Below are 16,269 nucleotides of genomic sequence, written 5' to 3' on the forward strand. Positions count from 1 at the left end.
AGGATTTACAAGATTAACCAGATTAAAATATTCCAACCTGAATAATTTTATTAATCTCATAAACCCTGATTCGGATAGAAAATATCTTACTTTATACATTGAGTAAAAATTAGAAGTGATCTAGATTCATCACTTTAGTCCAAGCAGCAACAAAGTCATTCACAAACTTCTCTTTGCTATCATCAGCCGCATAAGCTTCTGCAACTGCACGTAGTTCAGAATTAGAACCGAAAATGAGATCGACTGAAGTCGCTGTCCATTTTTGCTTGCCAGAAGCACGGTCTAAACCTTCATAACCACCAGATATTTCAGCAGATTTTTGCCATTTTGTGGACATATCGAGCAGATTGACAAAGAAGTCATTATTTAAAGTACCCGGTTTTGTCGTTAGTACGCCATATTGACTTTGTCCAACGTTGGCGTTAAGTGCGCGCATACCGCCTATTAATACAGTCATTTCTGGAATAGTCAGGGTTAAAAAATCTGCCTTTTCCACTAACATTTCGGTAGGAGAGGCATAGCTTTTATCGCTGTAGTAATTGCGGAAAGCATCGGCAGTTGGTTCAAGCACAGCAAAGGAATGAACATCGGTCATTTCTGCCGTCGCGTCAGTACGCCCCTGTGTAAAAGGAACATTAACCGTATAACCCGCTTGTTTAGCCGCTTCTTCAATGGCAACCGCACCACCTAAGACAATAATATCGGCTAAAGAAACTGTTTTACCATTTGTGAGGGTGCTATTAAAATCCGTTTGCACTTTTTCAAGCGTGGTTAATACCTTTGTCAGTTCTGTGGGATTGTTAGCCGTCCAATCTTTTTGTGGTGCTAAACGTACTCGCGCACCGTTTGCACCGCCACGCATATCAGAACCGCGAAAAGTAGAAGCTGATGCCCAAGCAGTTCTAACTAATTCAGGAATGGTTAAACCTGTCTTGAGAATTGCTGTTTTTAGGTTAGCAATATCTGTGGCTTCAATTAGTTGATAGTCGACGGCTGGAACAGGGTCTTGCCAGATAAATACTTCTTGAGGAATTTCATTGCCTAAGTAGCGGGTGCGCGGCCCTAAATCACGATGTGTTAATTTAAACCACGCTTTAGCAAAGGCTTTGTCGAACTCTTTTGGATTTTTCCAAAAATGTTCGGCAATTTTGCGAAATTCAGGGTCTTCTTTCAAAGCTATATCGGTGGTGAACATCATTGGCGGAAGACGTTTGTCTTTAATATGTGCATCAGGAACTAAGGCTTGTGCTGCTTTATCAATGGGTTTCCACTGTGTAGCCCCCGCAGGACTCTTTACTTTTTCCCAGTCAAAACGGAATAAATTGTCTAAAAAGAGAATCGACCAAGCGGTTGGTGTTGTACTCCAAGCTCCTTCTAGTCCACTGGTCAATGTATCTTCTGCATTGCCTTTGCCACATTTGTTTTTCCAGCCCAATCCTTGTTCTTCAACGGCGGCGGCGGTGGGTTCTGCACCTAGACAATCAACAGGTTTAGCTCCATGTGCTTTACCTAATGTATGCCCACCCGCGACTAAGGCAACAATTTCTTCATCATTCATTGCCATACGTCCAAAGGATTCGCGCATATCTTTTGCGGCGGCAAGTGGATCACCACTGCCATTAGGCCCTTCAGGATTGACATAAATTAAGCCCATTTGTACGGCTGCTAAGGGTTTTTCTAATTGTCCATCTTTGTAACGTTCTTTGTTGTCCAGCATCTTGGTTTCAGCCCCCCAATAAACATGGTCAGCTTCCCAGTCATCAACACGACCGCCTGCAAAACCTAGGGTTTTAAAGCCCATAGATTCCAGCGAAACATTGCCCGCTAAAATAATCAGGTCTGCCCAAGAGACACTGCGCCCATATTTTTGTTTAACAGGCCATAGTAGGCGACGTGCTTTGTCTAAACTGACATTATCAGGCCAGCTATTGAGTGGTTCGAAGCGTTGTTGACCGCCATCAGCTCCACCGCGACCGTCATGAATGCGATAAGTGCCTGCACTGTGCCACGCCATGCGAATCATCAAACCGCCATAGTGTCCCCAATCTGCTGGCCACCAATCTTGTGAGGTCTTTAAAACTTTTTCAATATCTGCTTTTAAGGCTTTAAGGTCGACATGGCTGAATGCCTCAGCATAATTAAAATCATGACCATACGGATTAGAACGTGCATCGTGAGCGCGTAACGGTGCTAAGTCTAGCTTTTGCGGCCACCAGAATTGATTATCGTGTGCCATTGTGGCGGCTGCGAAGGAAGTAGTGGGAGTAAAGATATTGAGTGCTATCGCACAAGCGGTAAACACGAGTGTTTTTTTAAACATGAAAACCCCTCCTCTTTTGGTTTGAATAGCATGTTCAGACTAAGCTGAATATGCTTTAGACTTAGATTTAGACTAAGTCTAATCCAATCATCGTATCTATTTTTATGTTTGTCAACACGCTGTACACCCTTATTTTTTTCATGTCACTGTGTTGGATGTTAGAAATTGTTTTTTGAAGTTGAATAATGATGGTGTATGAGTTTGTCTCATTTATTTTGTAAGCTAATTTTTATAAAAATATCAATCTATTGTAATTATTATGCATTAATATTTGCCATTCCAACAATACGTTTACATGTATTTTGCAATATGGTTTTACCATGATTTGAGTTTAAATAACCTGATAAATAATAGTTACTTCCTTTTTTATTAGGTCTAACTGGAATCAAATAATTGGAATCATGCAGATCATTTTGTGGCAGGCGTTTGGCGATGTTTCATTATTCCCGTTTGTCTTTTTGGGACAATTTTTTATTTCATCAATTTAGTGTTTACAGAAATTAGACATAATTTCTTATTTTACAATTAAAATATTCCCAATATTTAAGCTATTTAATTATCAAAAATAATTATTTTTCTATAGATTTTATATAGTTATCGTATATTATAAAAACGTTTTATATTACAAATTATTATGTTAATATATACATAATTACATAATATTAGTATCATGTAATTATATATTACATCATCAGACGATGGTAAACATATTCGCTTGTACTCTTAAAGTTTGGTGAGCTTGTAGATAAAAAACGCTTTAATAACACTGCTAAAGGTTAAAACATGACGACTACAAAACAGAAAAAAGCCAAGCAAACTACATTTGAAATTGCGTTATTAGTCAATAATGAGAAAGTTAGCTTAGATTACGAGATGTTAGAGCGTATTCTTGGCATGGTGGCTTATAATGTTGGCGCAGAGTGGCTACCCATCATGAGTTTATTAGCTCAACATCCGAACTATCAAGTTCGTCAAGCGATTACAAGCTTTCCGTCTTTATCGCAGGAAATGTTTAACCAGTTGATAAGCGATAAAAACTCATCTGTTATCCAAGAGTTATTACGTAGTGAGTTGTGTGAGCAGTTCTTAACGGCTGAACATATTCGGCAGATTATTCAGCGTGATGAAACGTCATTGCTAATTGCGCTGATTAACACACTGCATACATTGCAATCTTCTGAAGAGATTGACAATATAGAATGGTATGAGAAGTTATTAACACATAGCGATCCTGAAGTGCGTAAAGAACTTGCTGGAACGGAGTATCTAACGGGTGCACAGATTACGCAATTAACGGAGGACAAGGACCCTTTAGTTGCGAGAACAGCGAAGGCAACCTTGAAAAACATGGATTATGATGATTGTGAGGATGAGGACGAAGATGATGATAACGAGGATAATTAATCTGAGTTAGGCGACGTGTCATCAATCTAATAGAGACCTGCTAGGCGTTAAAAACCTAGCGGGTCTTTTTTATTAGAATCAAGATATTCAGGATTGAGCAGGTTAAAAAAAGGGCAAGCAGCCCTAAAACGATCCTATTTTTAGCTGAATTTGGTTTGAGGTTATTAACGCTAATTACGTATAAAACTCTTTGTATAGAATAGCTTTTTAAAATCTCGCTTTTAAAAAAGCAATATTTTCTAAAACGGATTGTTTATATTGTTCAATAAAATCTTTGTGGTAAAACAATGGATTAATAGGTTTAGCAATATCATCTAATTTTTGCGCTATTCCTTCGGTTAATTGATAAAGAATATTTTTCATGATTGATAAATGAATATCACAGTCATCGCATAAATCTTTAAAATCTAGGATGTTTAATTTTTCATGGATATAAGTATCGCCTATTGCCATTGCTAAATTCTGGTCATATTCTTTATGTAACCCTATATTAATTAAGTCATAAAACGGCGTTATTTCTATGCCTGATTGATTGATAAAAAAAGAAATGTTCTTTCCATGTGCATCTGCATTTTTAATGAGGAGATTAAAAATAAGCCATTGGATAATATGCTGTTTTGCGCGAAAGGGGATTTTACAACTTTCAGATATTGCAAATAATTTTTTGAAAGATACACCATCTCTAATATCAGCAACATCTCTTTCATGTCCTAGAGGCCATTCATATTTATGTGAAGAAAAAACTCCTAAGGCTTGGCAAGCATCAATAATATGGAGTCGTGCCACCGCCTTATCTTTAATAACTCTATCAAATCGTTGAACAGAAAGGACGGCTTCCCCCCCAAAATCTAAAATATCTACTGTTGCGACCTTTAAGCCACAAGATGCAGCTAACTTCATACTAATATATTCATTTAAAATAAGGTTGGTGTGTGGTTTCGCAAACTTTAAAATGTGTGTTGAAGCAAGTGAACCCTCGCCAAAACCAAATTTGTCGTTTAGTTTTACAACGGGTAATTTTTGTTGTATGCCCGAGATGCTAAGGCGTGGCTTGCCATCCCATATCATTAAACTTTGAGATTCTCGCGCTTTGATTCTGTTTTGAAGTATATCGGGCGGTATTTCTATAAAACGAGTTTCCTCAGTTTGACAATCATCGGTAACAAACTTAAACGCACCCGTGGATTCTTTACCAATCGTTTTAAGTAACGTAAAGAAGCTCTGTTGAGACACGCCTGAAAATCGAGAGAGTTCAACCCGTGCGTTGCCTTCTGGCAATAGGTTTTCTATAAATGTTTTTACGGGATTACCAGAACTCGTTTTTTTTAAAGGAATAGTTGGTGATAGTGGAAACCCTTGTTTATTCCACTCATCCGTATAACGCACGGTGAAATTATCGGTACTAGGCTCGTACTGTAATAGACCTATTCTATTTTGTTGATAACAAATAATAAGTTCAATCATCTAAAAGACCTTCAAACGTAAGTTTTATGCCCAATCCATTTAAAACATGTAATGTGTTTTCTAAGGTTGAGCCGTTATTATTTTCTAAGCTATTGATTGTTTTTATATTAAGATTGGCTATCGCAGCTAATTCAACTTGTTTAAGACCTAATCTTGTCCGCTGCGCTCGCACGATTTCGCCGATTGTTTGCGCAGTTACTTTTTCATAAGGCATTGGAAAAGGGGTTACTTTGATTTTTTTGACCATGTTAATCTCTAAAATTGTATATTTTAGGAAATATAGTATTTTTCCATAAAGGAAACAATATAAATTGTACTTTTTCGGAATTTAAGTGTTTTTGACATTAGTCATTCTTTAAAATTGGATGGTAGGTAATCTTAATAATCTGAGTACGGCGGGAAAGAACTTGATTGAAAAGACGTTGGGAAGAGTGCAGTGATTCTAAGCCCGTACTTTTAAAATGGTTAAAACTATTCTATGTCTGAATCTACTGGTTACTTTATAAAAACGGGCTAAATGCTAAAACAGCGGATACCTTCGCTTAAAACGGCAGTATCCATTGTTTTTATTGCCTTTAATTTATTTTACATAAAACGTCACAGCAGGTGTTTCTAATGGATTATCGCCCTCATTCGTCCATAAACGCGCTTGTGCGACAAATGTTCCACGTTGTACTTGCCAAAGATAACGGGGAGTTGTTACAGCACTTGTGCCAACGACTTCACCATTAACTAACCAATCTATTTGTGTTCCTTCGGGCAATGGGCTTGCTAAAGTAAAAGCAAAGGCTTCTTTATCATCAGGAATACGGGGGTCTAGGGCTAATTGCAAACCATCATTCGGTTGTTGCAAACGAATGTTGTTGATTGGCGCGTTGACCCATTGTGGCGGTTCGGTTGCGGGTTCAGTGCCTGCAACAAACCATTCTGTCCGACTTGGACAATGTCCATCTGCTTGTAAGCCTGTTTCTCGGCAAATATCCATTTTTACCAAGCGCGGGCTTAATGGCAGGGCTTGTGTATCGGTATAACGATTTAATTCTGCAAAAATTGCGCGTAATGCCAGCGCGGGTCCTGTTGAGCCTGACACTTCGCTCATGGGTTCTTCTGTCAAATTACCAAACCAAACGCCAACGGTGTAGCGATGGTTAAAGCCAATTGCCCACGCATCTCGGTAATCTGTTGAAGTGCCTGTCTTTACTGCTGTTTGTACGGGAAAACGTAATAATGCTCCACGCCCAAATTCTAGCCGTCTTGCATCAGAATCTGACAAAATATTACCGATTAGATGCGTTACTTCTGGGGTAAAAACTGTTCGTTGAGAAACGGAATCATTATTCCGTAATACTTGTAAAGGTCTATAAATACCGTTGTTTGCTAATGTGGTATAGGCTTGTACTAGTTCAAATAAAGTGACTGCACCATTACCCAATGCTAAGCCATCACCATAAAAATCTGTGTTAGCGGTTAAACTTTGCATTCCTAATTCATGCAGTTGCTTTAGAAAATTATTTGCACCAACAAATTGAACGGTTCGAATGGCGGGAATATTCAGCGAGTTTCCAAGCGCGTCACGCAGGCGTAATAAACCATAATGGCTACGGCTGTAGTTGCGGTAATTATGCAAGCCCGCACCAACAGATTCTGCTAAAGGGGAATCGTCGATTAATGTCGCGGCTGTCCATCCCTTTGCGAGTGCCATTGCATACAGTAGTGGTTTGAGTGTCGAACCCGGTTGACGTGGGGTAATAACCGTATCGATGAAGCTGATAGGGACGTTAGGGGAAGAAATCCCGCTATTTACCCATGCTAATACGTTTGCGGTTTGATTATCGACCACCAGCACTGCACCATTGCTAACCCTTTGTTTTTTTAGGTCACTTAATCGTTGGTCTAACAGTGTTTGAATGGATGTTTGAATACTTGCATCAATCGTTGTATATAATCGCCCACGATTTTGCAGTTTATCAACGGGTTGGCTTGTATAAATATGTTGTACAAAATGGGGGGCTTGTATGGGGAGGGGCGGTTGGTGTAATTCTAAAGGGGTTGCTAGTGCTGTTTGATATTCTATTTTGCTGATAATTCCTTGTTCTAGTAGGCGTTGTGCAAGTACTGTTAAGGGTTTTTCAATCTCGCGCGTTCCTCTGCGCAAGTCTAAACGACTTGGTGAGCGAACCAGTACCGATAAGGCCATCATTTCCTTTAAATTGAGCGTATCTAAATCGCGGTCAAAATAATGTCGTGCCGCTTGTACCACTCCACGCCGTTGGCTGGCATAAGGAATTTGATTTAAGTAAAATTCTAAAATATCTGTTTTGCTAAATTGTTTTTCTAAATTTGCCGCTTCAAAGCCTTCTACCCAGCGTGACCAGAATGTTCGTGGTCGTGGGTGTAACATTCGCACAACTTGTTCGGTCATTGTGCTTGCGCCACGCACTACCCGTCCTAGTTTTAAATTTTGGGCGGTTGCATGCCACCGTGCTTGCCAATCCGCACCATGATGTTCATAAAAACGTTTGTCTTCTGAGAGGATAAAAATTTGTTGTAGTATTTGTGGGATTTTGTGTAGTGGAACAATATCGTTTAAATTCCAGTCGTTTTGATAGGTAATCACCAGCGGAACGCCATTTTTATCGAGTAATTGCACTTTACGCACATCTGCATTAGCCAGCGATAAAGAAGATGGAAATGGCTGTATTTCGTTGATAGTTAGCCATGTTATGCTGATAACGATGAGTAAGCAGAAGAAAATAAAAAAACGAAAAGAACGACGGGTAAATAAGGTGTATAGGTGTGTGCTTAGCATGGTTAATTAGCGGGCGCGCGATTCGATTATCGATGAGTAACGAGAGTTTAGACGGTTTTTTGATTAAAGATGGTCCGAATCAGCATTTTTAAAATTGACCAATACGGAAAGTATTCTTTTCGCGTTTTTGTAATTCGGTTAATTTTAAAAATGCCATAAATTCTGATTCAGTCAAAAAATAATGTATGACCTATTGAGTTTTATGCAGATTGTCGATTTTGTACGACTTGCCATTTTTTATTTTTTAATAAATAGCCTTGTGTTTTGGTTTTGCCCTTTAAATCGAGTATTCCGCGACTGGTAAATAGGTATTCTTGACGCAGTAATTGATAAGTGGTTTCACTCACTTGGATACAACCTGCTAATCCTGTGGATTCCATTTGGCTGGCGATGTTTACCGTTTCGCCCCAAATATCATAATTAAACCGTTTTGTGCCTATCACGCCCGACACAACCGCACCTGTATGGATTCCAATGCGGACATCAAAATTTTCCCCAATCACGGCACGAAATTGGCGCACAGCATCCCGCATGTCTAACGCTATATCTGCAATGGCTTGTGCATGGTCACGACGAGTAGTCAACACGCCCCCTGCAACCATGTAGGCATCACCAATCGTTTTAATTTTTTCTAAGCGATAGGCTTCGGCTAGTTTATCGAAAGTGTTAAAAATTTGATTGAGCAAATCGACAAATTCTTGCGGCGGCAGGCGATTGGTTAAATTAGTAAATCCAACCAAATCCGCAAATAGAATGGTGCTTTCTTCCACGTATTGGGCAACCGCTTGTTTGCCTGCTTTCACTTGATTAGCAATGGGGATGGGTAAAACGGTGGTTAGTAGGCGGTCAGTGAGTTGTTTTTCTTGGTGTAGTGTGTCTTCTAATTGTTTACATTCACTGATATTTTCTACTGTTCCTTGATAATAAAGTAGGTCGCCATTGGTATCACGCACCGCGTGAATATTTTCTCTAATCCATGCGGTTGACCCGTCTTTGCGGTAAATCTGTGATTCTATTTTTTCTGCACTGTTTTGTTTTTTCAGCAGATGAATAATATCACTAAGTTGTTCGGGCGCGACATAGCGTTGATAACCTTTACTAAAGGCGTGAATTAACGCTGTTGGTGAGTCAAAACCAAAAATACGTGCAAGAGCTGGATTAACCAGTAAATAACGTCCATCCCCCGTGCGTTGAAAAAAACCTTCTTGACTGTGTTCAAACAATTGTTGGAATTGATGATGCGCTTGTTGCGCTCCGCGTTGATACGTGCGGAATTTAAAACTGGTAAAACTGATGACTATTAACAAACTAGTCAGTAATAGCCCTGTAAAATAATATTGATAAGTTGTTACCCGTTCTCGAGCTTGTTGATAATAGTCACTATATGCCATAAACAAGGGTTCTGTATAATAATCAGCGGGTAATGTGACTAATTCTTGTAGTTGAGCATCTAATGCGGGTTTATTCTCTAGTATCAGTTGTACCTGTTGGTGTAGGCGATTGACATCATCCGCTGTACCTTGTGTCGTATCGTTAGTATGTGAATCTAGCAATAAACCTTCTAATTCGCCCATCGTACTTTCTACGGTATGTTTTAGGGCTTCATTTGGCGAATTATCGTAGCGCAACACATCGCGGAGCAATTGCTCTAAGCTTGCCGTGACTAACAGGGAGTTTTTGCGTTGGCTGAGTTTTAGCGTTAATTCGTTAATCAATGCGGGAAAGTAGGTAAATGAACTTTTATAGCTGGAATCTAGGGATTTAAAGCTTTCTAATAATTGTTTTTTTTGTTTAACGCTGGTTTGTTGCTCTTCTAAATGATGTGCTAATTGCATCGTTTCTGTTGCCGTTAGAAAATGCGGGAATTGTTTTAAATTTTCTAACAGCGTTAGCAGTATATTTAAAGATTTATTCAATTCATCATAATGATTAACCAAGCCATAACGCACTTTTAACACGTCCTGATTTAAGCTTGCATAACCTGCTTTAAGCAAGCGTGCATCATTGATAAAACGTTCATGTTCTGTAAGGTTAATCGCTTGAATATTAAACCAGAAAAAGGCTAATAGGAATAATATTCCAACGGTAAAAACGGTGTTACGGACTAATGCCAGTATCATAATGGCTTACCTTGATATTCACCCGTTAGGGTATGAAGAAAATGGACAATAGATTCAATTTGTTCATTAGTGAGCGGTCGCCCTAGTTGATAACGTGCCATGATTGCAACAGTCTCTGCTAAGTTGTCGACACTGCCATCATGTAAATACGGGGCGGTTTTGGCGACATTGCGCAAACTAGGCACACGAAAAACATGTCTATCGGCTTCCTGCCCTGTTAGATTAAATCGTCCATTATCCGCAATGGCATCTTCGCGCTCGGCAAAATAATCCGCTGTTAATCCCATCTTTTGCAACAAATTACCGCCAATATTGACCCCTTGATGACATCCTACACAACCGACTTGTTTAAATAGTTGATAACCCGCTTTTTCTTGTTCTGTGAGGGCAGTAGCATCACCCCGTAAAAATTTATCAAACCGCGCATTTGGTGTGTAAAGAGAGCGTTCAAATGTGATAAGTGCGTCTTTTATGCTTTGTTCTGTTATGCCTACAGTTGGGTAAAGCTGTTGAAACAGGGCTGTATAATCAGTTAATTGCTGTAGTTTTGCAATTAGCGTTTGCCAGTCACTTGCCAATTTATCGGGTGCGTGCAAGGTATTATCTAAATCATCACTTAATTGCTCAGTGCGTCCGTCCCAATTTAAAAACACATTAAAGCTAACATTATATAAACTGGGAATATTAATATTATTCAATTCACTAGATTTACGTGGTTTATCTGTACTGGTCAGCGGATGACAAGAAACACACGCCATTTTATTTGTTTTTGACAAGCGCGGGTCATAAAACAATTGCTGTCCTAAGCGCACTTTATCCGCATTCAGTGTGATTTGCTCAGGCAATGGTTGAAGCGGTTCATTAATGAACGCTTGTGTTGTGGGTTTGTTCAATTTATCAATGCTATCTAGCGAGTGTGTTTGCGATTGTGACAACCACAAATTTAGCCAAATCAGCAACGGCAATAAACTGAGTAAAAACCAAAAAATCTGTTGTATCAATTTCCCTATTTGCATAGTGTCAAATTATATAACTAATTTTGTGAAATCGTACTTTTTCTATGACTGCATAAATAATGCCTTACATTTTGGAGATTGGCACATTTTTTATGGCATACTGCAAGACTCTTATTGCAGTATATGACTGTATTTTTTACCATAAACATTAATAAATAGTTTTCATAATATTGTGCCATTGTCGTAATTGTTGCAACGCACAAATAAACTTTATTTTTCTGTTATACTAGACGACAAAACAGATTAGGCATAAAAACGGACCATTACACCTATGAGCAAACACTACCTTAAAACCCTATTCTCTCCAACATCTATCGCTGTCTTTGGCGCAAACAATACAGAAGATTCTGTTGGACAAGTGGTTTTTAAGAATCTTCTTGAGGGTGGTTATAAGGGCAAGCTCTATCCGATTAATCCTCAGTTTGACAAGGTATTAGAACAGCCTTGTTATAAAAATCTTAAAAGCTTAGGACAACCCGTCGATTTAGCGATTATTACCGCACCAGCCAAAGCAGTAGCCTCCATTATCGAAGATTGTGGCGAACATGATGTTAAAATGGCGGTTATTATTTCCGCTGGTTTTAGTGAAACAGGCTTGCAAGGGGCTAAATTAGAAAAAAAAGTTGTCGATTTAGCGAAAAAGTATGGTATCCACTTTATTGGTCCTAACTGTTTAGGATTTATGCGGACGGAAATCAACTTAAATGCAACTTTCTTCAAGAGTAAAGCCAAATCAGGTAATTTAGCCTTAGTTTCACAATCTGGCGCGTTATGCGCGGCGGTATTAGACTGGGCTGTACCAAATGACGTAGGGTTTTCTACAGTGGTTTCTATGGGAACATCTGCGGATTTAGACTTTGGTGAAGTCTTAGACTTTTTAGTCTCTGACCCAAAAACGCAAGGTATTCTGCTCTATGTTGAAGGCATACACCACGCCCGCAGTTTTATGAGTTCCTTACGGGCAGCCGCGCGTATCAAACCCGTACTAGTGATTAAAAGTGGACGACATCAAGCAACTGCAAGGGCCGCAATGTCTCACAGTGGCGCGTTAATTGGCGAGGATGAAGCCTTTGATGCGGCATTACAACGAGCAGGTGTTGTGCGTGTAAGTAACTTCGGACAATTATTCTCTGCCGCCAAAACTCTCGCATCGCGTTATAAAGCCAAAGGGAATCGCCTCGCCATTGTTACAAACGGCGGTGGCCCCGGTGTCATGGCAACCGACCGCGCAGCAGATTTACAAGTTCCACTGGCGCAACTTGCCCAAACAACTATAGACGAATTAAATAAAACCTTGCCCGTAACATGGTCTCATGCGAATCCCATTGATATCATCAGCGATGCAGGACAAGAACGCTATCATCAAGCCGTTTCCATTTGTTTAAAAGACCCCAATGTTGACGCGGTTTTAGTCATTCTCACCCCACAAGCAATGAGCCATCCCCTAGAAGCGGCACAAGCAATGGTAGAAATTGCTGAACAGTCCAGTAAACCAATTCTGGCTTGTTGGATGGGTGGAACGCAAATTGTTGAATGTCGTCGTTTATTCGTTCAATCCCGTATTCCCGAGTTTCGCACGCCTGAAGCAGCGGTCGAGGCGTTTTACTACTTATCCGCATATCACAGTAATCAACAATTACTATTACAAACACCGTCTTCAATGGGCTATGTAGAAGCACCTGACATTGAAGGGGCGCGGATGATTATTGAAAGCGTATTAGCAGAACGGCGTAAAATTCTGACAGAAATGGAATCAAAAGCCCTGCTTGGTGCATTCCGCATTCCGATTGTCAACACTGCAACAGCACATACTGTGAATGAAGCCATTGTCTTAGCCGCTTCAATGGGTTTTCCTGTCGCGTTAAAAATTAACTCTCCTGATATTACCCATAAAAGCGATGTTGGCGGGGTAAAACTCAATTTACAAAACGCCTCAGAAGTGCGCGAAGCCTTCCGCGAAATTATGCAAGGGGTGAAAGAATCCGCTGCGGATGCCCGTGTTTATGGTGTCACTGTTGGCAAAATGAGCGATAAAGTGCATGGACGTGAACTTTATGTTGGCGTGTTCCGTGACCCTGTATTTGGACCTGTTATTAGCTTGGGTATGGGTGGCACCATGGTTGAAGTCATTGCGGATAAAGCCGTGAGTTTACCTCCCTTAAATCGTTATTTAGCAAGAACAATGATTAATAAAACCCGTGCGGCAAAGTTATTAGAACCCTTTCGCAAAATGCCTGCTGCCAATATAGAAGCGGTAGAAGCGGTTTTATTACATGTCTCTGAAATGGTTTGTGAATTGCCTTGGTTACAAGAAATGGATATTAATCCACTGATTGTTGACGAAAATGGCGCGGTGGCAGTAGATGCGCGCGTGGTGGTGAATTATTACACACCGGGTGCTGACCGTTATGCACACATGGCAATTTACCCGTATCCCACGCATTTGGTAGAAAAATGGGAATTGCCCGATGGGACTGATGTAACAATCCGCCCGATTCGCCCTGAAGATGCGGATATGGAAAAAGGGTTTGTCAAAAATCTATCGGAAGAATCCAAATACTTCCGTTTTATGCAAAATCTGCATGAATTAACCCCCATTATGGTCGTGCGCTTTACACAAATTGATTATGACCGCGAATTAGCCCTGATTGCCGTTGCACAACACGAAAATGTTGATGTACAAGTCGGTGTTGCACGTTATTCAACCAATCCCGACGGGGAAACATGCGAATTTGCTCTAGTCGTCTCCGACCAGTGGCAAGGACATGGTTTTGCACATAAATTAATGACTTCCCTCATGAATGCTGCCCGAAGTAAAGGCTTAAAAATAATTCAAGGGGAAGTATTAAGTAACAACCATAATATGTTAAAACTCATGCACAAATTAGGGTTTGCTTGTCATTTAGACGAAGAAGACCGCACAGTTACCCTAGTGAGTCGTGGATTGTAAGCAATAAAATCGGTAGTGCTGAAAAACATCGCCCCTATTGAAAAAGGGGGATTTTTCACATCCTGCATTCTTCAGCACTACCCATAAAATCAGCTATTCCAACGGGTTAAAGCGAAGAAACCCCTGCGGATTCATTCAGTGCAGAAACTAAATGCAACACACTGATTTCAGGACGACAATTAAAACGCAAGCCGTATAAATTCCCCACGCCACTGGTAATATGTAAATGCCGTTTACCCAACGGATAAACACCATAGACATACGCTTTATCTAACACCGGTGCAAACGGTGCGCTGTTCGTTAGGGGAATAACAAATTGTCCGCCATGTGTATGTCCACATAACAGCAAATCCCACGGATAATCCATTAAAAAATCTTTTGTATCAGGGTTATGAGATAATAAAATGGTTAATCTGCGCTGTGGCGACAACTCAGCAAACGCCTTAAAAGCCTTTTGTGGGTCACATTCTCCCGCCCAAACATCCCCCAAACCAACAAGATTAATAACCTGTTGTGAAACAGTTAATTGCATCGCTTGATTATGCAATAATCTTATTCCCGCTGTTTGCAATAACGCGCGCACCTCGTCCGTATTTGCATAACCATGATGTTCAATTGCCCATTCCCCACCATCATGATTTCCTAAGCAAGCGACAGTCGGCGCGTGATTGCTTAACCGATGCAAGATATCGCTATAACGTTTTGCATCGGTTAAGTGCGTAGAAATATAATCCCCTGTTAAACAAATACAATCGGCTGGAATTTGTACCGCTAGCGCGCAGGCTTTTTCAATCAAGTCTAGGGAAGCGGCGTTAGACGCATGAAAATCAGAGAGATGTAAAACCGTTATCGGTTGCATTGCAGGCATATCACAAGGGATAGTCTGTAGGCTGACTTTTAGCCAACGCGGTTCAATAAAATAACTGTAGCCTAATCCACTGATTAGCGAACCATAAAACCCCATGCGTAATAATTGGCGGCGCGATAACATTTAGCGACTCTATTATCCTAATAACTTTTCTAAAATCCGCTCATAAATGGCAGATAATTTGTCTAATTCTACAATACTCACACATTCATCAATTTTATGAATAGTTTGATTAATAACGCCTAATTCAACAACTTGCGTTCCCATTGTCGCAATAAAACGTCCGTCAGACGTGCCACCTGCCGTAGAAAGTTCGGTCGGATACTCACAGATTTCTTCAATCGCGGCTTGTGTCGCGCTAACTAATTCAGCGGGTGTTGTTAAGAAAGGTAAACCCGATAATCGCCATGTCAGTTCGTAAATTAAACCCTGTTGATTTAACAAGGTTTCTACTTGTTTTTGTAAATCAAGATGGGTTACTTCGGTACTATAACGAAAGTTAAACATCACCTCTAACGTTGCAGGAATCACATTTTCCGCGCCTGTACCCGCGTGTAGGTTAGAGATTTGAAACGTAGTTGGGGGAAAAAAAGCGTTGCCATTATCCCACTGCGTCGTGCAAAGTGTGTGTAAGGCTTGAGAAAAACGATGAATAGGATTGTCAGCAAGATGCGGATAGGCAACATGTCCTTGTATGCCTTTAATGATTAATTTGCCGTTGAGTGAACCCCGTCGCCCATTTTTTACCATATCGCCCACTTGCTTAATGCTAGAAGGCTCACCAATAATGCACCAGTCTATTTGCGTTTGGCGTTGCTTGAGATGTTCTACTACTTTCACAGTGCCATCAACCGAAGGGCCTTCTTCATCACTGGTGATAAGAAACCCGATAGACCCTTTATGCGCTGGATTTTTCTGGATAAACCGTTCACACGCGGTGAGCATTGCGGCTAATCCCCCTTTCATGTCTGCCGCGCCTCGTCCGTATAACATGCCATCGTGCAAGGTGGGTGTAAAAGGCGGGAAACGCCACGCCTCTAATGAACCTGTCGGCACAACATCCGTATGTCCTGCAAAAACCAAAAGGGGTTGTGCTGTACCACGTCTTGCCCAAAAATTATCAACATCCCCAAAACGGAGTGGTTCTATTTCAAAACCGAGGGCTTGCAATCGCGCCATCATTAATGCTTGGCAACCCGCATCCGTTGGTGTAACAGAGGGGCGGCTGATTAAGTCTATTGCAAGGTCTAGCGTGTCAGACATGTTCATTAATTCCTTATTTAAAAATTTTGGAGGTGCTAAACGGGTAATGTAGCAC

General features: G+C 40.5%; 10 protein-coding genes. 2 read left to right on the top strand and 8 right to left on the bottom strand.

Annotated features, from left to right (window positions below; all coding sequences use genetic code 11):
* Positions 1–109 precede the first annotated feature (109 nt).
* On the bottom strand, positions 110–2,320 hold the full coding sequence (gene katG / locus AL038_RS12775; protein ID WP_062153388.1) for a catalase/peroxidase HPI: 2,211 nt from the start codon (positions 2,318–2,320) through the stop codon (positions 110–112).
* Positions 2,321–3,103: 783 nt separating this feature from the next.
* Here katG and AL038_RS12780 point away from each other — a divergent pair.
* Positions 3,104–3,724, top strand: a complete 621-nt coding sequence (locus AL038_RS12780; protein ID WP_062153390.1) for a hypothetical protein — start codon at positions 3,104–3,106, stop codon at positions 3,722–3,724.
* Between the two features lie 207 nt (positions 3,725–3,931).
* On the opposite strand, the gene AL038_RS12785 is transcribed toward AL038_RS12780, so the two are convergent.
* From AL038_RS12785 to AL038_RS12805, 5 genes are all read right to left on the bottom strand, one after another.
* Complete coding sequence (locus AL038_RS12785) at positions 3,932–5,188, bottom strand: HipA domain-containing protein (RefSeq protein ID WP_062153392.1); 1,257 nt, start codon at positions 5,186–5,188, stop codon at positions 3,932–3,934.
* Complete coding sequence (locus AL038_RS12790; RefSeq protein WP_062153394.1) at positions 5,181–5,435, bottom strand: helix-turn-helix domain-containing protein; 255 nt, start codon at positions 5,433–5,435, stop codon at positions 5,181–5,183. Before AL038_RS12790 ends, AL038_RS12785 begins: the two co-directional genes overlap by 8 nt.
* Before the next feature lie 333 nt (positions 5,436–5,768).
* Entirely contained in the window at positions 5,769–7,997 is a 2,229-nt protein-coding gene (locus tag AL038_RS12795; RefSeq protein WP_062153396.1) for a transglycosylase domain-containing protein, read from the bottom strand.
* A gap of 200 nt (positions 7,998–8,197) precedes the next feature.
* Complete coding sequence (locus AL038_RS12800; protein WP_062153397.1) at positions 8,198–10,117, bottom strand: adenylate/guanylate cyclase domain-containing protein; 1,920 nt, start codon at positions 10,115–10,117, stop codon at positions 8,198–8,200.
* On the bottom strand, positions 10,114–11,118 hold the full coding sequence (locus AL038_RS12805; RefSeq protein ID WP_161575466.1) for a cytochrome-c peroxidase: 1,005 nt from the start codon (positions 11,116–11,118) through the stop codon (positions 10,114–10,116). The genes AL038_RS12800 and AL038_RS12805 overlap by 4 nt, the downstream gene beginning before the upstream one ends.
* 286 nt (positions 11,119–11,404) lie before the next feature.
* On the opposite strand from AL038_RS12805, the gene AL038_RS12810 reads away from it, so the two are divergent.
* Positions 11,405–14,083: a bifunctional acetate--CoA ligase family protein/GNAT family N-acetyltransferase gene (locus AL038_RS12810; protein WP_062153401.1), complete on the top strand. Its 2,679-nt coding sequence runs from the start codon at positions 11,405–11,407 to the stop codon at positions 14,081–14,083.
* A 106-nt stretch (positions 14,084–14,189) separates the two neighbouring features.
* Here the strand turns inward: AL038_RS12810 and yaeI are convergent, their stop codons facing one another.
* A complete protein-coding gene (yaeI, locus tag AL038_RS12815) occupies positions 14,190–15,074 on the bottom strand; it encodes a phosphodiesterase YaeI (RefSeq protein ID WP_062153403.1) in 885 nt (294 codons plus the stop codon).
* Positions 15,075–15,086: 12 nt separating this feature from the next.
* Positions 15,087–16,214: a succinyl-diaminopimelate desuccinylase gene (dapE, locus tag AL038_RS12820; protein ID WP_201800086.1), complete on the bottom strand. Its 1,128-nt coding sequence runs from the start codon at positions 16,212–16,214 to the stop codon at positions 15,087–15,089.
* Between the last annotated feature and the right edge of the window lie 55 nt (positions 16,215–16,269).

The organism is Beggiatoa leptomitoformis, assembly GCF_001305575.3.
Lineage (GTDB): Bacteria > Pseudomonadota > Gammaproteobacteria > Beggiatoales > Beggiatoaceae > Beggiatoa > Beggiatoa leptomitoformis.